This is a genomic window from Nocardioides luteus (assembly GCF_000960475.2).
In the GTDB taxonomy this organism is placed as follows: domain Bacteria; phylum Actinomycetota; class Actinomycetes; order Propionibacteriales; family Nocardioidaceae; genus Nocardioides; species Nocardioides luteus_A.
In genome coordinates this window covers 69,793-92,029 of the sequence record NZ_JZDQ02000016.1, presented here as the reverse complement: position 1 = coordinate 92,029, position 22,237 = coordinate 69,793, and the positions used below count along the sequence as shown (strand labels likewise).

Here is a 22,237-nt window from a genome sequence, read left to right as displayed (position 1 = left end):
GTTGACAAGGCGTGATCTGGGTCGCACCATCATTGGTCAAACGATCGAGTCAAATGACTAAGTTCGAGTGACCACCCCACCCCGGAGGGCCGAGGAATGACCGAGAGCACGACGATCGAGGCGCCGCCGGCGCGTCTCAGGACGGCCGGCATCGCCGTCGAGGACGACCCGATCCCGATCGTCCGTCTCCTGGCGCGGACCCTGCGCGACGCGTCAGCCCGCACGCCGGAGGTGATGGACGGACTCGTGGGCACCGTCGTCGTTCGATCCCACGACACGCCACAGGCGGCAACGCTGGTCTTCGCGTCCGGCGGCGTGGAGGTCGCCGCCGGCGTCTCGGCCGAGGCCGACGCGACGGTCGTGGTCGACCTCGGCGCCCGCTTCGCGCCCAGCCGGGAGCCGGCCGGAGACGCCGAGCTGGCAGCCGGCGTGCTGCGAGCACTGCGTCCGCCTCTGCCCGGCTGGCGGGAAGCGGCAGTCCGGTTCTGGGAGGTCACCCGCGACATCCCGGGCATCCCCGACGTCCTCGTCGTGGAGGCCGACGGGCCCGACGGTGCCGAGCACGGCCGCTTCGGCGACGGCCCGACGAGCTATCTGGTCGCCGGCCCCGCCGACCTCCTCGCCGGGGTCTTCAGCGGCGCCGACGACTTCCTCGCCTCCCTGGCCGCCGGTGTGCAGGTCCAGGGCACCTTGTCCCAGCTGTCCGTCATGACGGCAGCCTCCTGGAAGGTCCGCTTCGATGTCTGAGCTCGCCCAGGCCCCCAAGGCCGTACGCCTCGAGGCCACGAACCACGAAGGCAGCCTCCTCGGCAAGAACGTCTCCCGGCAGAAGTTCGAGGCCGGCAAGGAGAGCGGCTTCGCGTTCGCCGACATCCTGTTCGCCATCGACCTCAACAACGAGATCGTCCTCGGCGACGCCTTCCCGGAGTGGCGGGGCAACCTCTACGACATCCAGATGGTCCCGGACATGTCGACCCTGGTCGAGTGGAAACCGGGTCTGGACGCGGTGATCGGCGACTACTGGCTCAAGGACGGCACGCCGGTGCCGATCTGTCCGCGCAACCTGGTGCGGAGGCTGGTGGCCCGCCTCGCCGACCTCGGGTACGCAGCCACCGTCGCCGTCGAGATCGAGGCGACCCTCTTCGAGGAGTCGGTGCAGGAGGCGCGTACGCGTGGCTACCGCGACCTGACGCCGCTCGGTGGCAGCACCGGGGCGACGTACCACCTCGCCCGGTCGGGCGACTGGGTCGCCTACATGGAGGCCGTCGTCGAGCGGCTCGACCAGGTCGGCATCGCGTGGGAGGCGTGGACCGACGAGGCGGCGCCCGGCCAGACCGAGCTCAACCTCGCGCCGACCGACCCGGTCCGGCTCGGCGACGGCTGGGCCCGCACCCGGCAGGTGATGCGCGAGGTCGCCCACGAGCTGGGCCACACCGTCTCGTTCATGGCCAAGCCCACCGCGGGCTTCGGCCAGGGCGCCCACATCAACGTCTCGCTGCAGAGCGACGGCGTGAACCGGTTCTTCGCCGAGGACGGGCCGTCCGAGCTGATGCGGCACGCGGTCGGCGGGTTGCTCGCCACCATGCCGGGAGCGACGTCCGTCGTGATGCCGCAGATCACCTCCTACCGCCGGCTCGTCGACCTCACCGGACCGCCGACCACCGTCAGCTGGGGCGTCAACAACAAGACCGCCGCGGTCCGGGCGATCACCGGGCACCCGAAGTACTCGCGCCTGGAGTACCGGCTGCCGGGAGCCGACGTGAACCCCTACTTCGCGATCGCCGCCGTGCTGGCGGGCGTCCTGGCCGGCATCGAGCGCCGGATCGACCCGCCCCCGGAGGTCACGGACATGGCCTGGTGCCTGCCCGAGAGCTGTGGCGTACGCCGGATCCCCGACACCATGTCGAAGGCCGGCGCCGCGCTCGACGCCGACCCGCTGCTGCGTGAGTACCTGGGCGACGAGTTCGTCGACTTCTGGGTCGCGTCACGGCGGTGGGAGTGGATGGAGTTCCACACCAAGGGCGGCGATCCGTTCGTCGAGCTCTCCGCGTGGGAGTCCCAGCGATACTTCGAGTTCCCGTGAGCGCCGGCGAGAAGACCGGGGTGATGCGGCCGTTGATCGGCATCACCGGACGCCGGTTCCAGCTGTCCGTGCTGAACGGCGCCGACCCGCGCTACGGCGACCGCTGCATCGACACCTCCATGTCGGACTTCGCCACCCGGATCGCCGAGGCCGGTGGGCTGCCCGTGCACCTGTCCTACGACACCGACACCGAGGCGGTCTCCGCCTGGCTCTCGGGCGTCGTGATCACCGGCGGCCAGGACGTGCACCCCGCCTTCTGGGGTGGCGACACCTCCGTGGTGCGTGACGTCGACCCGCGGACGAACCCGATGGTGCACGACACCGAGCGGGATGCGTACGAGATCGCGCTCGTCCGCGCGGCGATCGAGCGGGGCATCCCGGTGCTCGGCGTGTGCCGGGGCATGCAGGTGCTCAACGTCGCCCTCGGCGGCACGCTCGTGCCCCATCTCGCGGACGGTCCGGTGAGCCATCTCTCGGCCGAGATCGCGCCCACCGACGGCACCGTCGACCACGTCGTCTCCTTCGCGCAGGGAACGATCGCCGCCGGCCTGTTCGGCACCGAGACGATCACCAACTCGTGGCACCACCAGGCCGTCGACCGGTGCGGCGCCGGGGTGGTCGTGACCGGCCGGACCGACGACGGCGTCGTCGAGTCGATCGAGGTGCCGGGTCGCCCGGTCCTCGGCGTCCAGTGGCACCCGGAGTGGATGAAGAGCAACGACCCGGCGCTGACCTGGGTCGTCGAGCAGGCGGTGTGGCGGCTCGCGCAGCACGAACCCGTCACGCAGGAGCAGAGGAGCCCTCAGTGAACACACATGTCACGGCCGGACCCGTCGTCGCGGCCGCACGGATGAAGGACGACCCCGCCGTCCCCACGCTGAACCAGCTGTTGGCGCAGCGCGCCCAGGACTCGGGCGACCGGGAGTTCCTGCGTTTCGGCGAGTGGTCGTGGAGCTTCGCCGAGATCGACGCCTGGACCTCCCGGCTGGCCCACCGGCTCATCGACGTCGATGGCATCCGCCCGGGGGACCGGGTCGCGATCATGCTCCCGAACGTCGTGCACTGGCCGGTGGCCTGGCTGGCCGCGCTGAAGGCCGGCGCGGTCGCGGTGCCGGTCAACTGCGGCTACCGGCGCGCCGACCTCGCCTTCGTCCTGAAGGACTCCGGAGCCCGCGTCGTCGTCACCGACGCCGAGCGCTCCGTCCTGGTCGCCGGGGTGCTGACGGATGAGCCCGACCTGACCGGTGTCCGTGTCATCGAGGTCCCCGACGACGGATCCGAGGGTTTCCCGGTCACCGCCCCGCAGCTGCCGGTCGCGGCCGAGACGCTCGCGAACCTGCAGTACACCTCCGGCACGACCGGCTTCCCGAAGGCATGCATGCTCAGCCACGACTACTGGGTCCGGCTGGGGTGGATCTGCGCCGCCACCACGGGCCTCGGGGCCGAGGACGTACTGCTGACCTCGCAGCCGTTCTCCTACATGGACCCTCAGTGGAACACCGCGCTCGCCCTGACGCTCGGCGCCCCGCTGGTCGTGCTGCCGCGCTTCTCCGCGTCGACCTTCATGAGCGACGTACGCCGCCACCGGGCGACCTTCTTCTACGTCCTCGGCTCGATGCCGACCCTGCTGTTCAAGCAGCCGCCGACCGCCGAGGACCGGGAGAACGACCTCCGCATGGTGCTCTGCTCGGGCATCCCGGTCGCGCTCCATGCCCGGCTGGAGGAACGGTGGGGTGCGCCGTGGCGTGAGGTCTACGGGATGACCGAGTCGGGGATCGACCTGTTCAGCCCGTTCGACGACCCGGCCGCCGTCGGCAGCGGAAGCCTGGGGCGTCCGGTTCCGTCCAAGCACGTCCGGGTCGTCGATCCCGCCGATCCCGGCGAGGAGGTGCCGGACGGAGAGTCCGGTGAGCTCGTCATCTCGGGAACGCCGATGATGAGCGGCTACTGGAACCGCCCCGAGGCCACGGCCAACGTGCTGCGCGACGGTTGGCTGCACACCGGCGACCTCGTCGTCCGCCGTCCCGACGGCGGCATCCAGCTGGTCGGCCGGATCAAGGACATGGTGCGACGCGGCGGCGAGAACATCGCCTGTGCCGAGGTCGAGACCGTCCTCGAGCGGGACGACCGGATCGTGGCCGCGGCCGTCGTCGCCGTACCCGACGAGGTCATGGGCGAGGAGGTCAAGGCCTTCGTCCAGCTCAGGGGAGGGGTGCCGGAGGACCGGGCCACCGCCCAGGAGCTCCTCGAGCGCGCGGGCGCCCAGCTCGCCCGGTTCAAGGTGCCCCGCTACGTCGAGTTCGTCGCCGACCTCCCGCGTACCCCCTCCGAGCGGGTCTCCAAGCCCGCGCTCAAGGCCCGGGCCGCCGCCGAGCCCGGGACCACGTACGACTTCGCCCGGCCGAGGAGCTGACCATGACCATCCCTGCAACCAGCCAGGACCACATCGACGTCGCCGTCGTGAGCGACGTCGCCGTGCTCACGCTCGACCGTCCCGACAAGCTCAACGCTCTCACCGTGGCCATGCGGCTGCGCCTGGCAGCGCTCGTACGTGAGCTCGGCACCGGCGAGACCGTCCGCGGCATCGTGCTCACCGGACGCGGCCGCGCCTTCTCCGCCGGCGAGGACCTGAAGCACGCGCCGACCACGGAGGCCGAGGTCCGCGAGGCCTTCGAGAGCTTCCACGACGTCACCCGCGCGATCCTGCAGACGCGGGTTCCCGTGGTCGCGGCCGTCAACGGGCTCGCCGTCGGCGGTGCCTCCGAGATCACGCTGTGCTGCGACGCCCGGATCGGCACACCGGCCACCGAGTACTTCCAGCCGGAGAACGCCCGCGGGCTCACCATCTCCAACGCGACCAGCCTGCTGCTGCGGCGTCTGGTCGGCAACCACGCGATGCGCATGGTCCTGGGATCGCCGCGGGTCCCGGCGGCGGAAGCGCTGCGGATCGGGCTGCTCGACGAGGTGGTCGAGCCCGACCGGCTCCTCGAGCACGCCGTCGACACTGTGCACGCGTGGACCCCGGAGGGGAACACCACCGCGCTCCACCTCGCGCTGCTGCGGCCCATGACCGCCGAGGTCGAGGCCGCCTTCGAGCGCGAGGACCACGCCGCCCACGAGGCGTGGTCGAGCGGACTGCTCACCGCCGGCGTCGTCGGCTTCTGGAACACGAGGGAGACCACCGCATGATCGCCACCCGAGCCGCCGTCCTGAACGAGATCGGCGCACCGCTGGAGCTCACCGACATCCGCGTCGACGACCCCGAGCCGCACGAGGTGCGGGTCGCGGTCAGCCACGCCGGGCTGTGCCACAGCGACCTCCACTACATGACCGGCACCGTGCCGTCGGACGTCCCGGTCGTCGTCGGGCACGAGGTGGCCGGCGTGGTCGAGTCGGTCGGGTCGGCGGTGACCTCGCTGCGTCCCGGCGACCGGGTCACGGGTGCCCTGACCCCGTCCTGCGGCGGATGCGTCAACTGCGACGCCGGCCGCTCCACCCAGTGCCTGCGCCTCGATGAGGTACGCCGCCGGCAACGCCCCGCGTTCGAGACCCTCGACGGCCGGCCGATCGATCGGCTCGCTGCCATCGGCGCGTTCTCGCAGCACATCCTGCTGCGGGAGCGAGCACTCGTACGGCTGCCCGACGACATCCCCCTGCACGTCGGCTGCCTGCTGTCGTGCTGCATCGTCACCGGGGTCGGCGCCGTCTTCCGCGGCGCCCAGGTACGTCCCGGCAGCACCGTCGCGGTCATCGGCTGCGGCGGCGTCGGATCGGCGATCATCCAGGGCGCCCGGCTCGCCGGCGCGTCGGTCATCGTCGCGATCGACCTCGACGAGGACCGGCTGAAGGCCGCGCGCACCTACGGCGCCACCCACGTGATCAACGGCGGAGAGTGCGACACCGTCGAGGAGCTGCACCGCCTTCTGGGGGACGGTGTGGACTATGCCTTCGAGGCGGTCGGATCGGCGCGTACCGCACAGACCGCCCTGGCTCTGGTGCGTCCGACCGGTACCGCCTGCCTCGTCGGCATCGCACCGGCGGGCACCGAGATCAGTGTCCCTGCGCACGACTTCTTCTTCACCGAGAAGCGCCTGATCGGCTCCTACATGGGATCGGGGCAGGCCCGCGAGGACATCGCCCAGTTCGCCCGGCTCTACCAGCAGGGACGGCTCCTGCTCGACGAGATGGTCACCCGGGTCGTCCCCTTCGCCGAGATCAACGAGGGATTCGAGGCGATGACGTCCGGAGACGTCACCCGCGTCGTCGTCGACCTCCAGTCCTGACTCCCGAACCCGTAGAGGAACACTGATGTCCAGCAACGAGACCACCATCGCCCAGCCGGTCAACTACATCGCCGACGAGTGGAGCGATTGCGCCACGGTCGACGACGTGTGGAACCTCGACCCCAACACGCTCGAGCCCGTCCACCGGGCCGTCACCACCTCGCCCGGCGACGTCGAACGCGCCCTGCGGCATGCGGAGCGGACCTACGACGTCGGCCGCTGGGACGAGGAGGCCCGGCACGAACGGGCGGAGATGCTCGAGCGCGTCGCCGCGCTCCTCGAGAGCAGGACCGAGGACATCGCGCGCACGGACGCGCTCACCAGCGGCACGCCCATCAGCGCCACCCGCACGGTGGCGTCCTTCCTGCCCTTCCGCATCCGGGCGACAGCCGCCGACCTGCGGGAGATCCCGCGGGTCACCGCTCTGGAGGCCGGTGGCCGCGACGTACGTCTCTACAAGGTGCCGTGGGGGCCGGCCGCGATCCTCACCCCCTGGAACGGGCCGAGCTTCATCCCGGCCGCCAAGGTCGTCAGCGCCGTCGCGGCCGGCTGCCCGGTGATCCTCAAGCCCTCCGAGCATGCGCCGGGCAGCGCCCAGATCGTCGTCGAGTGCTTCGTGGAGGCCGGTCTTCCCGCTGGAGCCCTGCAGCTGGTCCACGGCGCCGGTGAGGTCGGTGCGCGGCTGACCGCCGACCCGAGGATCAAGATCGTCTCGTTCACCGGCGGACCCGGAGCCGGTCGCGCCATCGCCAGGGCTGGCGCCGAGGATTTCAAGGTGCTGCAGCTCGAGCTCGGCGGCAACAACCCGGTGATCGTGCTCGACGACGCCGACCTCGACGTCACCGCCGACGGCATCCTCGACGGGATGACGAAGCTCAACGGTCAGTGGTGCGAGGGCCCCGGCAAGATCCTCGCCCACCGCAGCCTGGTCGACCCCCTGCTCGACGCGCTGACGGAGCGGATCTCCAAGCTCACCGTCGGTCACTCCCTGGACGAGGACACCCAGGTCGGACCCATCTCCAACGGGCCGCACTTCCAGACGCTCCAGAGCCGCATCGAGGGGCTGCGCGAGCTCGGGGCGACGGTCCACCAGCCGGCGGCGCTGCCCGAGCTCGGCGGCTACTTCCTCTCGCCGACCGTCGCGTCGGGCGCCGATCCGGGCCGGGCGACGGCCGAGCTGTTCGGCCCGCTCGTCTCGCTGCACGCCGTGGACTCCGAGGAGGAGGCGCTGCGGATCTCCAACGCCCACCCCTCGGGCCTCGACGCCTACGTCTTCGGCACCGACACCGACCGCGCCATCGAGGTCGGCTCGCGGATCGTGGCCGGCGAGGTGCGGGTCAACGGCGCGAAGGTCGCCGACCTCGGCGACGACTCGGCCCAGAGCTTCTGGGGTCCGGCCGGCATCGGCGGCCACGGGCCCGCCGAGTCCGTACGCGTCTTCTGCGGCGACCGGGTCGTCGGTGTGGACTCCCCGGACCTGCCGCTGTGACAGCCGGCGCGGCGGTGCCGGTCAGGCCTTGGCCGGTACCGCCGCGAGCCGGGTCGTGAGCCAGGTGTCGAGCACCGAGCAGTTGATCTCCATCTGCGCCCGGGCGACGGTCGCGTCGCCGTACGTCAGCCAGTTGACCCCGAATCCGTCGGCGAGCGTGGCCAGGACGTAGGCGACCTCGTCGATCAGCTCCGGCGTGACGGAGTCACCGGCCGACGCCTCGCGGAGCGCCTTGCGGACGGTGTCGAGCGCCTGGTCGTAGACGGCGATCCCGCGGTCACCGTGCTGGCGCCGGGCCCAGCTCACGAGCTCGAAGGTCGCGGCGGTGAAGCTGGGGGACTCAAGGTAGCACTCCATCACACCGCGCAGGATCTGTCGGGCCGCCTCGGGCAGCGTCGTATGCGGGTCGCTGCCCTCGATCACCTCGCGGTACTTGCCGGCCACGAAGGTGTAGACGTCCGCGAAGAGGTCCTCCTTCGAGTCGTAGCAGTAGTGCAGCATCGCCACGTTGGCCTTGGCCTGCTCGGCGATGCGGCGCGTCGTCGCGCCGTCGATCCCGTGGGCGGCGATCACCTCGACGGCGGCCTCGATGAAGTCGCGACGTCGCTGTGCGACAGGGATCCGTGCCATCAGGTCCTCCGAACGGGCCGGGCACCCACGTAGTTGGGCGCTTGATTAAGTCACCACGACTATATCAGCGCCCGGTGCCGTTGTTTCGCCCGTGAAAACTTAGCCAAACATCTTAGTCATCGATCTTGATCATATGACTAACACTGGCTTAGCGTATGAGCCAGATCACACCGTCCCGGATCGGAGACCACGCATGGCACAGATCAACCAGGAAGCGGGAGCAGCCCGCCGGACGAGAGCGGAGCAGCGACCCGGAAGGGGTCAGCTCATCGGCATCGGCGCGCTGATGGTCGTGCTGACCAACGCCGTCATCTTCATCCTCCCGCCGCTGCTGCCGGTCATCCAGGCGCAGTACGGGCTCGCCACGGTCGCCGAGACGACGTGGCTCTACACCGCGCTGACCCTCGGCGGTGGAGCCGGGTTCATCCTCCTGCCGCGGCTCGCCGACCTCTACGGCGACCGGAACGCGGCGGTCGCCGCGTCCGCCTTCCTCACCATCGGCGCGGCGGTCCCGGCGATCGGAGACTCCTACCCGACGCTCCTGGCCGGCTGCACGCTCATGGGCTTCGGCGGAGCGGCGCAGCTGCTGCCGCTGGGCTTCCTGCGGCGCAACCTCGGCGAGGCCGGCATCACCGTCGGCGTCGCCGTGCTGGTGATCGCCACGGGCGGCGGCATCGTCATCGGCATGATCGGCGGCGGCCTGATCGTCGAGAACCTGTCGCTGCGCAGCTTCTTCGTCATCCTCACCGCCGCCTGCGCGGCGACGACCATCGCGACGTACGTCATGGTGCCGCACGCCCCGCCGGCCGAGCGCTCCGGCCGGATCGGCGTGGTCGGCACCGTGTGGATGGTCGGCTGGGTCGCGGCGATCCTGCTCACCCTGACCCAGGGGCTGGTCTGGGGCAACGCGGCGCTCATCCCGCTGGTGGTCGGCGTCGTCGGTGGCATCGTCTGGGCGCGTTCCCAGCGCCGGTCGTCGACGGCCGTCTTCGACGTGGCGTTGATGCGTACGCCGCTGGTCACCGCCTCCTGCCTGTGCATCGCGCTGTTCGCGGCGGTGAACTCGGCCTTCCTGCTCCTGCTCAGCACCTACGCCCAGATCATCCCCGAAGCGCTCCGCCCGGTCGACGCGTACGGCCTCGGGCTCTCGGCCCTCCAGACCGGCTGGCTGATGGTGCCGTTCGCGGTGACGTTCCTGATCGGCGGTGCCGTGGCCGATCGACCCGTGGCCAACGGTCGCGGCGTGCCCGTGTTCGTGCTGGGCGCCCTCGTCAGCGCGGCGGGCCTGGCCTGGCTCGCGGTGATGCACGACCAGCAGTGGCACTACCTGGTCGGCGCCGCCGTCATGGGCCTGGGCTGCAGCATCGGGTACGCCGCCGGCTTCACCCTGGTGCAGGCGGCCGTGCCCGAGGAGAAGGCCGGGATGGCCGCCGGTGTCGCGGGCACCTTCATGGCGGTCGGCTTCGCCTTCGGCACGGCACTCGTCAGCGCCGACCTCAGCGCCTCGCTGGTGCCGGTGCCCGGCACCACCCTCGAGGTGGCCGCAGAAGGACTCTACGGCACCGGCTACTGGATCTCCGGAGTCCTCGCCCTGCTCGTCGTCGTGACCGTGCTGGTCTCCAGCGCCCGCTCACGCCGGCGTCGTGGCGCCGTCGGGTCCTAGCCGCTGTCGGCAGGACCTCCACCGAACACACCGACCACATGAAGGAGAGAAGACAGACATGAGAGACGACATCTACGCCCTGACATTCCTGATCGGGGACGTGATCATGATCGCCGGCGGTTACTGGGCCGGCTGGAAGTTCATCCGGCAGTACCGCAACTACCTGCTCGGCATCGAGTGGTTCATCATCGCCACCTCCGGCGTGAACTTCCTGGTCTGGGCGCTTCGCTTCCCCGAGGACAAGGAGGCAGGTGAGGCCAGCCTGCAGTACTCCGTGGCCTTCTTCCTCGATGCCTTCTCGCGCTCGGTCGGCGTCACCCTGTTGCTGGTCGTCGCCTTCCTGGCGGTGACCCACCGCCACAGGTCGAGCAAGGCGGTCGACGTCGCGATCTTCGCCATCGGCATCGGCGCGGGGCTCTACCTCGGTCAGCCGAAGTTCCAGGACCACGTCGACGACGCCGGCCACCACATCCTCTACCCCGGACCGGCGACCATCTATCTCGTCGTGAACCTGTTGACCCTGATCTTCCTGGTGTACGTCACCAAGCGGCTGTGGGACATCGGCGCGACGAGGGTCGCCGTCGCCACCCTGCTGGTCAGCCTGGCAGCGACCGGTATCGCGCTGAGCTACGACTTCTTCCCGTTCCCGCCCTCCGTCGACCCGCTCGAGGACCGTGCGCTGTTCTACACGCTGGCCCTCACGGTGTGGGGGCTGCAGCTGTTCACCTATCTCTTCGCCTACCGCGCGCTGCACGAGCACAACGAGCGGACCGACCCCCGGGAGCTGACCCATGCCCACGCCCACTGACCACGTCGAGTACGCCACCTTCAGCGGCTGGGTCGACCCGCCCGCCGACGTGCGACCTGCCCTGAAGGGCGACCTCGACTGCCGGGTCGTCGTCATCGGCGGCGGCATCAACGGGATGTCGACCGCCCTGCGGCTCGTCGAGCGCGGTCAGGACGTGGTGCTCGTGGAGGCCGAGTTCTGCGGCCACGGCGCCAGCTCGCGCAACGCGGGCCAGCTCGCCGGAGCTCCCGGGGGCGACCTCCAGCTGCTCGACCTGCTCTCGCGCAGGAAGATGCCGGGCATGATGCGGCTCGCCGAGCACGCGGCCCACCACGTCGAGGACTTCATCGCGAAGCACGACATCGACTGCGAGTACGAGGCGACCGGCAACGCGTTCGCCGCGGTCTCGCGCGGCCAGATGGGCCGGGTGCGACGGGTCGCCAAGATCGTGACCCGCGCCGGCGGCCACGTCGAGGTCGGTACGGCCGCCGAGCTGGGGATCCCGCGCGGCTTCGTCGGCGGCATGCGCGAGGTCGTCGGCGGAAGGATGAACCCGGGCAGGTTCAGTCTCGGCATGCGCCAGGTCCTGCTCGACTCGTCCGCACGTGTCTTCGAGCAGACCAAGGTCACCGACGTCACGCGCGCGGATGGCCGGGTCGTACTGACGACCCCGCGGGGCCGGGTCCGGGCCGACCGGGTGGTGCTGGCCACGAACGCCTTCGCGGGGGAGTGGGACATCACCCCGAAGCACCTCTCCGTGCCCATCTACGTCATCGAGGTCGAGACCGAGCCGATCGCCCCCGACCGGCTGGCCGCGCTGGGCTGGACCAGCGGCATGGGCCTGGTCACGCAGCACGCGATCATGGAGAACTACCGGCTCACGCCGCGCAACACGATCGTGTTCGGCGTACGCCGCCTCGAGCGGGGCACGAGCTACCCGCTCCCGGAGAAGGTGCCGGACCCGGGGCTCGTCGAGGAGCTGGCCGGCGCCTTCGCCACGCGCTTCCCGTCCTTGGCCGACGTGGTGATCGAGCGGGCCTGGGGTGGCTGGATCGCGATCACCTCCTCGTGGCTACCGCTCGCCGGCCGGATGGGGGAGGACATCTACTACTCGATCGCCTGCAACGGCCACGGCCTGGCCCAGGCGCCCTACATCGGGACGCTCATCGCCGACGCGATCGTCGACGGCGAGCTGCCCGAGGACCTCCGGACGGTGTGGCAGGACAAACCGAAGTTCCCGCGGCCGGTGATGATGAGCCGCGCCGGACTCAGGACGATCTGGGCCTACGACCGCTTCACCGACATGGTCAACGGCAGCCGGCGCCACGCCCGGCTCAGGGGTTGAAGACGACCTTGACCATCCCGTCGGCCTTCTCCTGGAAGGACTTGTACGCCTCGGGAGCCTCGGTGAGGGGGAGGTGGTGGGTGGCGAAGGAGTCGACGCCGAGCGGGTCGTCGTCGACGGCGAGGAAGGGCAGCAGGTCCTCGGTCCAGGCGCGTACGTTGGCCTGGCCCATGCGGATGGCGACCTGCTTGTCGAAGAGCTGCATCATCGGGAACGGGTCCAGCGCGCCGCCGTAGACGCCGGCGATCGAGATGGTGCCACCGCGGCGTACGGCGTCGAAGGCGGTGTGGAGGGCGGCCATCCGGTCGACCCCGGCGGTCTGCATGACCGCGCGGCCGGCGGCGCCCGGCATCCGGGACACCAGCTTGGTCATCCCCTCGATGACCGGCGAGCCGTGGGCCTCCATGCCGACGGCGTCGACCACGGCGTCCGCGCCGCGTCCGTCGGTACGGTCGCGCACCTGCTCGGCGACGTCGCCGTCCTCGAGGTCGATCGTCTCGGCGCCCTGCAGCCGCATCCGGGCGAGCCGCTCGGGGACCCGGTCCACGCTGAGGACGCGGTGGCCGGCCGCGATCGCGAAACGGGCGACCATGTCGCCGATGGGACCGGCTCCGAGGACCAGCACGGTGTCCTCGGGCTCGGGGTCGGCGTACTGCAGCGCCTGCCACGCGGTCGGCAGGACGTCGGAGAGGAACAGGAACCGGTCGTCGGGAGGACCGTGCGGGACCTTGATCGGCAGCTGGTTGCCGAAGGGGACGCGGAGGAACTCCGCCTGTCCGCCGGGAACCTGGCCGTAGAGCGAGCTGTAGCCGAAGAGGCTGGCGCCGGTGCCCTGGTCGCGGTTCTGGGTGGTCTCGCACTGTGAGTGCAGCCGGTGCCGACACATCCAGCAGGTGCCGCAGCTGATGTTGAACGGCACCACGACGCGATCACCGACGCTGACCTCGTGGACGCCGGGTCCGGCCTCCGCGACGATACCCATCGGTTCGTGCCCGACCACGTCGCCGGGCGTCATGAAGCCGGTGAGCACCTCGTAGAGGTGGAGATCGGAACCGCACAGTCCGGTCGAGGTGATCTCGACGATGATGTCGTCGTCCTCGACGATGTGCGGGTCCGGGACGTCCTCCACCCGGATGTCGCGCTTGCCCTGCCAGGTGACCGCCTTCATGGATGTGCCTCCTCGGTATCGGGGTCGCCCTCGCGGTACCCCGATCCGGCCCTTCCAGCCCGTCGGACAGTGCTGAACGCGGTGGAGATGGGTACCGGTGAGGCACATCGCAGATCAGCCGCAGGGAAGGCGTGGACAACATGAAGGTCGTCGTCATCGGTGCGTCGGGAAACCTCGGCAGCGCCGCGCTCCGGGCGCTGACCGCCGACGGCGCCGCGAGGGTCGTGGGTGTCGCCCGCCGGGCTCCGAGCGGCCCGTCGGCCAGCGACCTGGCCTCCGTCGAATGGCGTCAGGCCGACGTGTCGACGGCCAACCTGGAGCCGGTCCTGGAAGGCGCCGACGCGGTCGTCCACCTCGCCTGGAAGTTCCAGCCGACCCATCGTCCCGAGGAGACCTGGGAGACCAACGCGGTCGGTACGCGCCGGGTCCTGGAGGCGGTGGCCCGGGCCGGCGTCCCGGCGCTGGTGTGTGCCTCCTCGGTGGCCGCCTACTCGCCGGTGCACCACGACGATCCGGTCGACGAGACCTGGGAGACCGACGGCGCCTCGGCTGCCGCGTACTGCCGGGAGAAGGCGTACGTCGAACGGGCTCTGGACGCCTTCGCCTGCGCCCACCCCGAGGTGAGGCTGGTCAGGGTCCGGCCCGCGTTCGTGTTCCAGCGCTCGGCGGCCAGCGAGCAGCGGCGCATCTTCGGCGGCCCGCTCGCCAGGCCGGCGCTCCTGGACCGGCGGCGGATCCCGGTGGTGCCGGTGCCCGCAGGACTGCGGATGCAGGCGGTGCACGCCGGCGACGTCGGCCGGGCCCTGGCGACCGCTGCGACCACGGAGGTGTCGGGTGCGTTCAACCTCGCCGGCGCCGGGGTGATCGGCCGCGACGAGATCGGCGAGCTGATGGGTGCTCGGACCGTGGAGGTCCCGCCGAACTTCGTGCGCCACGGCCTGGACACGGCCTGGCACGCCCGGCTGGCGCAGGTTCCGGGCAGCCTGCTGGACGCGGTCATGCAGCTGCCGCTGATGTCGACCGCCCGCGCCGAGTCGGAGCTCGGCTGGCGACCGCGCCACTCGGCCATGGACGCCCTCGAGGCGGTGATCTCCGGGATCCCGGAGAAGGCCGGCAGCGAGCTTCCGCCGTTACGTCCCTGACACCCCCGGGAGAAGGAGCACCGATGAACGACGACTTGTTGCACGCCTACCTGCAGCACCACTGGGCGGGCTCCAGCGCCGGGGCCGCCATGTTCGCGCGGGTCGGCCGCTCGCACTCCGATCCCGACGTGGCCGCCCGGGTACGCCGGCTGTCGAAGGAGATCAACGAGGACCGGGAGTCCCTGCGGCAGATCATCCTGGCGACCGGGGCCACCCCGTCGCTGATCGCCACCGCGACCGGCCGGGCCCTCGAGTTCGCCGGCCGGTTCAAGCCCAACGGGCGGGTGGTGCGGCGTTCACCGCTCTCGGACCTGCTCGAGGTGGAGGCGCTGCGCGACGCGGTCTTCGGCAAGCGCGGTGGGTGGCAGCTGCTACGTGAGGTCTGCGGCGATGACGTACGTCTGGACCGACAGCAGCTGGACGAGCTCATCCGTCGCGCCGACGACCAGCTCGCCCGGCTCGAGGACCTGCACCTGCGGGTGGCCCGTGCCGTGGTCGGTGCCTGAGGGCCGTGCATGAGGGTGGTGCCCACGGGTACCTGGTGGCATGACACTGAGCTGCCTGATCCTGAACTGCACCCTCAAGCCTTCACCCGGTGAGTCCAGTTCCGCGCTGCTCGGCTCCCAGATCCTCGCGGCCCTCATGGAGCACGATGTGAAGGGTGAGATGGTCCGGGTCGTCGACCACGACGTGCGCTTCGGCGTGCGCACCGACGAGGGCGACGGCGACGCCTGGCCGGAGCTGCGTGAGCGGATGCTCGCGGCCGACGTGCTCGTGCTGGTGACCCCGATCTGGCTGGGTCAACCCTCCTCGGTCTGCAAGATGGTGCTCGAGCGCCTCGACGCCGAGCTCAGCGAGACCGACGACCAGGGCCGGATGCTGACGTACGGCAAGGTCGCCGGGATCGGCGTCGTCGGCAACGAGGACGGCGCCCACCACGTCACCGCCGAGCTCTGCCAGGCGCTCAGCGACGTCGGCTTCACCATCCCCGCCGCCGGGGCGACGTACTGGGTCGGCGAGGCCATGCAGGGCGTGGACTACAAGGACAAGACGCCCACGCCGGAGGCGACCGCGGGGACGACCAGGACCCTGGCCCGCCACCTGGCCCATCTCGCCGGGCTGCTCGCCGAGTCGCCGTATCCGGCGGAGTAGCTCGTCAGCTCACGTCGCGGTCACGCGCGGCCCGGGCGAGAAGCCGTCTCTGGGCGCGGCGGCCCTGGGCCACGACGACGGGCGCCGCGCTCAGGCCTAGCCGGGGGATCGCGTCGGCGAGCCGCGCCTGGATCCCGCGCCAGCCGGGCACCGTCCTGACCGGTCGTGGCCGGTCGAGCACCTGGCCGACTGCCGCCACGACCTCCTCGGGCTGGAGCAGCTTGCCGGAGAACGAGAGTGCGGCGGCGGGGTCCTCGAGCTTGTCGTAGAGCATCGGGGTCCAGATGCCGTCGGGGCACACGCACGAGATGTCGATGTCCTTGACGCCGGCCAGTCGCAGGTCGGCGAGCGTGCTGAGACTGAAGCCGATGGCCGCGTGCTTGGAGGCGGCGTAGACGGCCTCGCCGGGGACGGCGGTGATGCCGGCCAGGGAGACGATGTTGACGATGTGACCACCGGAGCCGGCGCGCATGGCGTCGATGGCGCTGACGGTGCCGTTGATCGTGCCGAGGGCGTTGACCTCGAGCATCAGCCGGCGCGTGTCGGGAGCCTGTGTCCAGGCCGGCCCGCTGACGAGCACTCCGGCGTTGTTGACCCAGACGTCGAGCCGGTCGGCGTGGGTGAGCAGCGCGTCACGGGCGGCGTCGACAGCGGCGGCGTCACGTACGTCGAGGACCCGGGGGATCGCGTTCGGTCCCAGCTCCTCGGCAGCGGCCTGTGCGGCCGCCTCGTCGAGGTCGGTGACCAGCACGGTGTGGCCGCGCTCGATGAGCAGCGCGGCGATCTGCCGGCCCAGGCCGCGGCCTGCCCCGGTGACGAGGGCGCCGGAAGCGGGGCCCGTGGCGGTGGTCATGGTGATCTCCTTCTCGTCGGACACCCCACGAGTGTGCCCGCGCGGACGACGCACGAAGAACTTGTCCCAGCGCGACAGCGGAGGAGATCAGAGGCTGGCGAGGAGCCGGAGGCTCTCGGCCGTCTTCGAGCCGGGGTCGGCGTGGTAGACGACCAGGATCTGGCCGGTGTCGGGCAGGACGGCCTTGTGATAGTTCAGCTCCAGGGCGCCGACGACGGGGTGGTCGAAGCGGGTCGGCCCGACGGCGCGGCTGCGGACGTCGCGGCGGGCCCAGAGCGTACGGAACCTCTCGCTGCCGATGCTCAGCTCGCCGATGACCTCGACGACCTCGGGGTCGGCGTCGTCGACCGCGACCATGGCGCGGATGGCGGCGACGGCTTTGGCGGTGACCGCCTCCCAGTCGGGGTAGAGCAGCCGCATCTCGGGCTCGAGGAACATCGCCAGCAGCGGGTTCTTCCCCACCGCGAAGTGGGGGCAGAGGGCGACGGCGAGCCGGTTGGCGGCCACGATCCGGGACGACGGGGCCTGGACGTACGCCGGCGTGGTGGTCCACGCGTCGAGGAGGGCCTGCATCTGGGTGTTCACGCCGGCCGGTTGGCGGGGCCGCTTCCTGCGCGCAGCCGGCGCCGGGTGGGCGAGCCGGTGGAGGTAGGCGGCCGCGTCGTCGTCGAGCTGGAGGGCGGTGGCGATGCTGTCGAGGATCTGGTCGGAGGGATGCAGGTCGCGGCCCTGTTCCAGACGGATGTAGTACTCGGCGCTGATGCCGGCGAGCATCGCCACCTCCTCACGACGCAGACCCTGTACGCGCCGCCGGGCTCCGGCGGGGAGCCCGACGGTCTCGGGGGAGAGGTGTTCGCGGCGGGCGCGCAGGAAGTCGCCGAGGGTCTCGGACGTGGGCTCCATGAGATGAGGCTAGCTATCCGAGGAGCCCGAGACGTACCAGACTCTCGCCGGCGGCCACGATGGCCTCCTCGTTGGAGCGGGACGTCCAGCCGAGCTCCGTACGGGCCTTGGCCGTGCTGATCCTGCGGATCATGCCGGGCGGTGGCAGCTGCTGCGCGCCGGTCGACTCGGTGGCGGTCTCCGTCGGGGCCTTGGCGGCGGCATGGCCGAGGTTCGCCCGAAGCGCATCGGCGATCTCCTGGAAGGAGATCGGGTCTCCCGCAGCGGCGAGATAGCGCTGGCCGGCGGCGTGGGGCGCGGTCATCGCGCGTACGTGGAGGTCGGCTGCGTCGCGGACGTCGACGACGTTGGTCCACACCGGCGGGGCGGCGGCCATGGTGCCGTCGAGCATCATCTTGATGATCCCGATCGAGGTGGAGAAGTCCGGGCCGAGGGCGGGGCCGAAGATGCCGACCGGGTTGATGACGGTCAGCTCGGTGCCGCGACCCTCCTGGTCGATGTAGTCCCACGCGGCGCGCTCGGCGATCGCCTTGGACTTGATGTAGGCGGCCAGTCCGGCCGTGTCCGGGTCGGTCCAGTCGGCCTCGTCGAAGACGTGCTCGGGGTCCGCCGCGCCATAGCCGATCGCCGCGAAGGAGGAGGTGAGGACGACCCGCTTGACTCCGCTGTCGCTCGCCGCCCGGAGCACGCGCAGCGCTCCGTCGCGGGCGGGAACGATCAGCTCGTTCTCGTCCTCCGGATCGTCGGCGGGGAAGGGCGAGGCCACGTGCAGCACGAAGTCCTGGCAGTCGACGGCCTCTTCCCAGCCGTCGTCGGCCGTCAGATCGGTCGCGAAGAACCTCACGCTGTCGGCGTCGGGTGCGCCGGCCGTACGCAGCATCTCGATGACGCTCGGGCTGCGGTCCAGCCGCCTGACCGTGGTCGAGACCTCGTGCCCGTCGACGAGCAGGCGGGCGATGGTGTGAGCAGCGAGGAAGCCGGAGCCTCCGGTGACGAGAACCTTGGACATGTCCTCCATCATGGGCACGCTCTGTGCCGGGGCCCAGGCCCGCTTGGCACTGGTACTCCCAGGGACAGGATGAGCCCGGTCAGGTGTAGAGAGCTGTCGCCCCGCCCCAGAGCGCTCCCGGGTTCAGCCGAGCGGGGAAGCACTCGAGCATCGCGTTGAAGAAGTCGAGGGCGGTGGCCTGCTCGGTCAGGAGCGTTGCCGCCGACCTGAGGTAGTCCCTCGTCTCGCGCATCGTCCGCTCCGCGTCGTCATCGAGGGCCTTGTTCTTGTGGCCGGCCACGATGACCCGCGGGTGGAGCGACTCGACGGTGTCGATCGCGCGGAGCCAGGCGTTGATGCCGTCGCCCTGCGCCTCGCGCAGGAACTGGTGCACCCCGTTGTAGATGACGTCGCCGGCGACGACCAGGTCGAGATCCGGGACATGGAGCACGCTGGTCTCGTCCGTGTCGGTGTGCCCGACCTCGATGACGGTGAGCGAGTGCCCCTCGAGATCGATCGTGTTGCCGGTCACCTCCGCCGCCACGACGTCGGTCGCGGGGATCTGGCCCGGGAAGAGCGCATCCCAGAAGAACTCGCGCATGGCGAGGTTGCGATGCATCTGCTCGATCGTCCCGGCGGTGGCCACCACCTCGGCGCCGAACCGCTCGGCGAGCTCGGCGGAGCCGAACCAGTGGTCCCCATGGCCGTGGGTGGCGAAGATGTGGGTCAGGTTCTTGCCGGTGGACTCGATCCAGTCGCCGACGGTGGCCGTCTGGGCGATCGTCATCGGCGGATCGACGAGGACGGCGTCCCGATCGCCGGAGATCAGCGTGATCGAGAGCGGCGAGAACTCGCGCTTGTCGCCGTTCGGCACGAGGTCGGTGACGTTCTGGGGGATGGGGTCGGCGATGAAGACCTCGTAGGACAGGTTTCCGGACATCGGTACTCCATGTTGATCGATGAGTGTGTGGTTACGTGAAGAGCAGGCAGGTGGCGATCGCATGCGCCACGACCCGCCCGTGGCTGTCGACGACCCGCGCCTCGGCGGTGGCGGTGCGGCGACCGATGGTGACGACGTCTGCGCGGCAGCGGAGCACTCCGCTGTCGAGGTTGGCGGCCCGGGTGAACTTGATGTTCAGGTCGAGCGACGTGTATCCGGTCCCTGCGGGGAGCTTCGTATGGACGGCACAGCCAAGAGCTGAGTCGGCAAGACCGGCGAGCATCCCCCCGTGGACCGACCCGATCGGGTTGTAGTGCCACTCCTCGGGCTGCATCTCGAACTCCGCCCAGCCGTCACCGACGGCGACCGGGAGGATGTTCGTCGTCGCTCCGGCGGGGACGAGCGGCAGCTCTCCGCTCCCGATCTTGCCGAGGAACTCCAGGCCGCTCAGGCCGGCGGCGGCATCGACGAAGACCTTCGGGTCTTCCCAGGAGTAGGTGCGTTCCCGGTGCGGCATGTCGGATCCTCTCGATGATGGTGGCGCTGGCAACTCCGCCGGCCGTGCACGTGACCCGAGACCCTGGCTCATATAAACCATAGCCAGAACGTACACCCTGACTTGTGAAAGGCAAAGCCAGGGGTAGGATGAGGTCATGGATCACGACGACAGCGCGGCTGGCTCGACCGACGTCCTCGAGCGCCTGGGAGCCTTCTCGGACCGTGACGACTGGCCCGCGAAGGGCTGGTGCCGCATCGAGCGCTCGCTGGACGTCATCGGCACTCGCTCGGCCATGCTGGTGGTCCGGGAGCTGTTCTACGGCGGGAGCAAGTTCGACGAGCTCGCCCGTCGAACCGGGTTGAGCGAGGCCGTCGTCGCGGGGCGGCTCAAGCAGCTGTACGCCGACGGGATCGTCGACCGCAGGCCGTATCGCGAGGCCGGCAAGCGCACCCGAGATGAGTACGTCCTGACCGAACGCGGTCGCGGGCTCTTCCCGATCGTCGTCGCCCTGGTCGAGTGGGGCGAAGGATTGCGAGACGACCATCGGACCGGCGTCGAGCTGGTCCACCGCGACTGCGGCACATCGCTCTCTGCTGTGGTGACGTGCGAGAAGGGCCATGAGGTGCCCGTGGATCGCGCTGCGGTCCGGCTCAAGGGCGAGGAGTACGCCCTCGCTGGTCTGCGTCGCGGCTCGAAGTGAGGAGGCCCTCGCCCGGGTCGAGGTGTTGGAGCGCCAGGCCGTTGGTCAGTGGCGCGGAGGACCAACGGCACTGAGACGCGGCGGCCGCTCGGAATAGGTTCGTCACGGGGTGATCCACGTGACCCAACCAGGTCCTTCCAACAAGCCGGATGAGTCCGCGCGCACCAGCCGCCGGTGGATGTGGGCGCTGACCGCCGTCGCGGCCGTGCTCGCGGTTGCGGTTGCCGTGCTCATCGTCGTTGTCGTGCGCTCGGAGAGCGATGACCGTGGCGCTGTTCCGACACCATCCGCGAGCAGCACCGCGACGCCGTCCACGAGCCCGACCGCTACCGAGTCGGCCACCCCGAGCGTGACGCCCACGGAACCGACGCCCACGGAACCGACCTCGACGCCGCCCGCGCGGTTCGGCTATCAGCCGCTGTGGCCGTTCGCCGGTGTCGAGGAGGCGGCGGTGTGGCAGCAGGCATATCGCGACGGTGGGCACCAGCCGTGGCATCTCGATGCGGGGCTGGTGGCACGGCGGTTCACCCAGGGCTACCTCGGCTATGAGGAGGTCAACCGGGTGCTGCGGGTGGCGATCTCCGACGACGAGGCCTGGGTCGACGTCGGCCTCCGGCTGCCCGACGGCAAGCCCAGCACGGCGGCGGTCCTGCACCTGGCCAAGATCGGGACCGGTTCGTACGCCCCGTGGGAGGTCGTCGGCACGAAGGACAGCACCCTGTCGCTGACCACCCCGCGCTACGGCGCGAGGGTCACGTCGCCGATGGCCGTCGGCGGCAGGATCACCGGGGTGGACGAGAGCCTCGTAGTCCGGGTCCTGCGACTGGGCACCGGCGAGGTCGGCCACTCCCCGGGCATCCCTGCAGGTGGGCAGAACAGCCCGTGGTCGACCACGATGCCGTTCGCCGCACCCGCGGGCGGCGTACTGACCATCGCGGTCTCGACCGGTGGCCATGTCGCCGGCGTCGAGCGGTTCGCCATCACCGGCGTCCGCGTCGCGTCATAGCGCTGTCGCCGGGCGGTGCGGTCGCGGTGCGGTCGTGGTGCGGGGCCAGGTCCAGGCGTACCGCACGATGAGCGCGAGAAGGGCCAGCTCCAGCACGACGCCGAGACCGTAGAAGTACAGCCAGGACGCGCCCGCCAGGTTGAAGACCGTGACCGGGACGTAGAGCGAGGCCACGACCAGGTTGGTGATGCGGTCCGCCCGGGCGGGCAGGGTCATCGACAACACGATCATGAGGGCGGGGATGGCCACGAGGGCCAGGGCCGCGGTCGAGAAGGTCTGGGAGAGATCGAACTCGAAGACCTTGCCATCGAGGATGTCGTCGACGACGCCGGGCGTGAAGAAGTTGAGGATGTCCACGTAGGCGTACAGGAACATGAAGCTGGTCCAGGCTGCGGCCAGCCTGGCGCGTACCGGGGCGGGCTGGTCGTCCAGCGTGGCGGTCTGAGATGTGCTCATCATGGGCTCCGTTGTCGTCGAGGATCGGTGGGTCCACGCTCGCCGAACCCGGCAGCGGGCACATCGGACCCGAGGCCGGAGCTCGCCGGCCGATGGAACGGTCTCGCTCTCGTACTTTCGGCCGGTACGCCGCGGCCCGCCGATCCCTAG

At 70.6% G+C, this 22,237-nt stretch carries 23 protein-coding genes; 15 read left to right on the top strand and 8 right to left on the bottom strand.

The features are described 5' to 3' along the window. Positions 1–96 precede the first annotated feature (96 nt). Genes UG56_RS13015 through UG56_RS12985 form a run of 7 tightly spaced genes read left to right on the top strand, consistent with a single transcriptional unit; the run spans position 97 to position 7,855 of the window. Entirely contained in the window at positions 97–747 is a 651-nt protein-coding gene (locus tag UG56_RS13015) for a hypothetical protein (RefSeq protein WP_071327053.1), read from the top strand. Beyond that, on the top strand, positions 740–2,083 hold the full coding sequence (locus UG56_RS13010) for a glutamine synthetase family protein (protein ID WP_045550517.1): 1,344 nt from the start codon (positions 740–742) through the stop codon (positions 2,081–2,083). The genes UG56_RS13015 and UG56_RS13010 overlap by 8 nt, the downstream gene beginning before the upstream one ends. Next, complete coding sequence (locus UG56_RS13005) at positions 2,080–2,892, top strand: gamma-glutamyl-gamma-aminobutyrate hydrolase family protein (RefSeq protein WP_045550518.1); 813 nt, start codon at positions 2,080–2,082, stop codon at positions 2,890–2,892. Before UG56_RS13010 ends, UG56_RS13005 begins: the two co-directional genes overlap by 4 nt. Continuing rightward, on the top strand, positions 2,889–4,496 hold the full coding sequence (locus UG56_RS13000) for a class I adenylate-forming enzyme family protein (RefSeq protein WP_218145212.1): 1,608 nt from the start codon (positions 2,889–2,891) through the stop codon (positions 4,494–4,496). Before UG56_RS13005 ends, UG56_RS13000 begins: the two co-directional genes overlap by 4 nt. A gap of 2 nt (positions 4,497–4,498) precedes the next feature. Continuing rightward, positions 4,499–5,272, top strand: coding sequence for an enoyl-CoA hydratase/isomerase family protein (locus UG56_RS12995; RefSeq protein WP_045550519.1), 774 nt, complete (start codon positions 4,499–4,501; stop codon positions 5,270–5,272). Next, positions 5,269–6,366, top strand: a complete 1,098-nt coding sequence (locus UG56_RS12990; RefSeq protein ID WP_045550520.1) for a Zn-dependent alcohol dehydrogenase — start codon at positions 5,269–5,271, stop codon at positions 6,364–6,366. Before UG56_RS12995 ends, UG56_RS12990 begins: the two co-directional genes overlap by 4 nt. 25 nt (positions 6,367–6,391) lie before the next feature. Next, positions 6,392–7,855: an aldehyde dehydrogenase family protein gene (locus UG56_RS12985; protein WP_045550521.1), complete on the top strand. Its 1,464-nt coding sequence runs from the start codon at positions 6,392–6,394 to the stop codon at positions 7,853–7,855. 21 nt (positions 7,856–7,876) lie between these two features. Here the strand turns inward: UG56_RS12985 and UG56_RS12980 are convergent, their stop codons facing one another. Continuing rightward, on the bottom strand, positions 7,877–8,485 hold the full coding sequence (locus UG56_RS12980) for a TetR/AcrR family transcriptional regulator (protein ID WP_045550522.1): 609 nt from the start codon (positions 8,483–8,485) through the stop codon (positions 7,877–7,879). Between the two features lie 193 nt (positions 8,486–8,678). On the opposite strand from UG56_RS12980, the gene UG56_RS12975 reads away from it, so the two are divergent. The 3 genes from UG56_RS12975 to UG56_RS12965 are packed head-to-tail and all read left to right on the top strand — an operon-like array spanning position 8,679 to position 12,280. Beyond that, positions 8,679–10,148, top strand: coding sequence for an MFS transporter (locus UG56_RS12975; protein WP_045550523.1), 1,470 nt, complete (start codon positions 8,679–8,681; stop codon positions 10,146–10,148). Between the two features lie 58 nt (positions 10,149–10,206). Then, the gene (locus UG56_RS12970; RefSeq protein ID WP_045550524.1) at positions 10,207–10,956 is read left to right on the top strand and encodes a hypothetical protein; all 750 of its coding nucleotides are present in this window, start codon (positions 10,207–10,209) and stop codon (positions 10,954–10,956) included. Further along, on the top strand, positions 10,940–12,280 hold the full coding sequence (locus UG56_RS12965) for an NAD(P)/FAD-dependent oxidoreductase (RefSeq protein ID WP_045550525.1): 1,341 nt from the start codon (positions 10,940–10,942) through the stop codon (positions 12,278–12,280). Before UG56_RS12970 ends, UG56_RS12965 begins: the two co-directional genes overlap by 17 nt. Here UG56_RS12965 and UG56_RS12960 read toward each other — a convergent pair. Then, positions 12,270–13,448: an alcohol dehydrogenase catalytic domain-containing protein gene (locus tag UG56_RS12960; RefSeq protein WP_045550526.1), complete on the bottom strand. Its 1,179-nt coding sequence runs from the start codon at positions 13,446–13,448 to the stop codon at positions 12,270–12,272. The two genes, UG56_RS12965 and UG56_RS12960, sit on opposite strands and share 11 nt — an antisense overlap. Positions 13,449–13,588: 140 nt before the next feature. Here UG56_RS12960 and UG56_RS12955 point away from each other — a divergent pair, with 140 nt between their 5' ends. The 3 genes from UG56_RS12955 to UG56_RS12945 are packed head-to-tail and all read left to right on the top strand — an operon-like array spanning position 13,589 to position 15,742. Continuing rightward, complete coding sequence (locus tag UG56_RS12955) at positions 13,589–14,590, top strand: NAD-dependent epimerase/dehydratase family protein (RefSeq protein WP_045550530.1); 1,002 nt, start codon at positions 13,589–13,591, stop codon at positions 14,588–14,590. A 23-nt stretch (positions 14,591–14,613) separates the two neighbouring features. Further along, positions 14,614–15,096 carry a hypothetical protein gene (locus UG56_RS12950; RefSeq protein ID WP_045550527.1) on the top strand — a complete coding sequence of 161 codons (483 nt, stop codon included), beginning with the start codon at positions 14,614–14,616 and terminating at the stop codon, positions 15,094–15,096. A 40-nt stretch (positions 15,097–15,136) separates the two neighbouring features. Next, complete coding sequence (locus tag UG56_RS12945) at positions 15,137–15,742, top strand: flavodoxin family protein (RefSeq protein ID WP_045550528.1); 606 nt, start codon at positions 15,137–15,139, stop codon at positions 15,740–15,742. 4 nt (positions 15,743–15,746) lie between these two features. On the opposite strand, the gene UG56_RS12940 is transcribed toward UG56_RS12945, so the two are convergent. The 5 genes from UG56_RS12940 to UG56_RS12920 all read right to left on the bottom strand — a co-directional run bounded on the left by UG56_RS12940 (position 15,747) and on the right by UG56_RS12920 (position 19,943). Next, a complete protein-coding gene (locus UG56_RS12940; protein WP_071327058.1) occupies positions 15,747–16,595 on the bottom strand; it encodes an SDR family NAD(P)-dependent oxidoreductase in 849 nt (282 codons plus the stop codon). 87 nt (positions 16,596–16,682) lie between these two features. Further along, entirely contained in the window at positions 16,683–17,498 is an 816-nt protein-coding gene (locus UG56_RS12935) for a helix-turn-helix domain-containing protein (protein ID WP_045548935.1), read from the bottom strand. Positions 17,499–17,511: 13 nt separating this feature from the next. Further along, positions 17,512–18,507, bottom strand: coding sequence for an SDR family oxidoreductase (locus UG56_RS12930; protein ID WP_045548936.1), 996 nt, complete (start codon positions 18,505–18,507; stop codon positions 17,512–17,514). 79 nt (positions 18,508–18,586) lie between these two features. Next, complete coding sequence (locus UG56_RS12925; protein ID WP_045548937.1) at positions 18,587–19,426, bottom strand: MBL fold metallo-hydrolase; 840 nt, start codon at positions 19,424–19,426, stop codon at positions 18,587–18,589. Positions 19,427–19,457: 31 nt separating this feature from the next. Continuing rightward, positions 19,458–19,943: a PaaI family thioesterase gene (locus UG56_RS12920; RefSeq protein ID WP_045548938.1), complete on the bottom strand. Its 486-nt coding sequence runs from the start codon at positions 19,941–19,943 to the stop codon at positions 19,458–19,460. 136 nt (positions 19,944–20,079) lie between these two features. On the opposite strand from UG56_RS12920, the gene UG56_RS12915 reads away from it, so the two are divergent. Both UG56_RS12915 and UG56_RS12910 read left to right on the top strand, forming a co-directional pair. Beyond that, positions 20,080–20,625 carry a winged helix-turn-helix transcriptional regulator gene (locus tag UG56_RS12915; protein WP_045548939.1) on the top strand — a complete coding sequence of 182 codons (546 nt, stop codon included), beginning with the start codon at positions 20,080–20,082 and terminating at the stop codon, positions 20,623–20,625. A gap of 118 nt (positions 20,626–20,743) precedes the next feature. Then, positions 20,744–21,631 (top strand): hypothetical protein, encoded by an 888-nt coding sequence (locus UG56_RS12910; RefSeq protein ID WP_218145210.1) that lies wholly within the window; start codon positions 20,744–20,746, stop codon positions 21,629–21,631. On the opposite strand, the gene UG56_RS12905 is transcribed toward UG56_RS12910, so the two are convergent. Next, entirely contained in the window at positions 21,626–22,087 is a 462-nt protein-coding gene (locus tag UG56_RS12905) for a DUF6326 family protein (RefSeq protein WP_143055019.1), read from the bottom strand. The two genes, UG56_RS12910 and UG56_RS12905, sit on opposite strands and share 6 nt — an antisense overlap. Between the last annotated feature and the right edge of the window lie 150 nt (positions 22,088–22,237).